Below are 509 nucleotides of genomic sequence, written 5' to 3'. Positions count from 1 at the left end.
TTCCATGCGTCAACATTTCTCCTCCTTGGTCGCTGTGGCCCTGATGTTGGGGTCGATGACGGCAATCCAGGCCCAGACAGCCACCCAGCTACCCGCCAGCGCCGCGACGGCCGCCATGACGCCCAAGGCGCAATACGACGCCGACCTCAAACAGGCCAAGGCGCGCCTGGCCAGTGACCAGAAAATCTGCAATGCAGAGGCCGATTCCGCAGCCCGCATGCAATGCAAACGCGATGCCCAGAGCGAGCATGACAAGGCCGTCGCTGCGGCCAAGGCCCAGTTGTCGGCCAGCGGGCAGCCGGTTGCGGCCAAACCCGTGTGCGCCGATTGCGGCAAGGTGGTCGCGGTGCAGCAAGTGGAAAAGAAGGGGGAAGGCAGCGCCGTCGGCCTGGTCAGCGGCGCTGTGGTCGGGGGCGTTCTGGGGCATCAGATTGGCGGTGGCACCGGAAAGACGCTGGCGACAGTGGCGGGCGCCGCCGGTGGCGCCTACGCGGGTCGGGAAGTGGAAA

At 66.6% G+C, this 509-nt stretch carries 1 protein-coding gene; it reads left to right on the top strand.

Annotated elements, in window-relative coordinates; all coding sequences use genetic code 11:
- Positions 1 to 55: 55 nt before the first annotated feature.
- The coding region (locus tag ACMUOY_RS21035; RefSeq protein ID WP_413894633.1) for a glycine zipper 2TM domain-containing protein at positions 56 to 509 on the top strand (454 nt) is incomplete at its 3' end.

Origin of the sequence: Candidatus Skiveiella danica (genome assembly GCF_022705245.1) — a bacterium.
In the GTDB taxonomy this organism is placed as follows: domain Bacteria; phylum Pseudomonadota; class Gammaproteobacteria; order Burkholderiales; family Burkholderiaceae_C; genus Skiveiella; species Skiveiella danica.
Note: the sequence above shows the minus strand (reverse complement) of the source record. Positions and strands in the feature narration are given on the sequence as shown.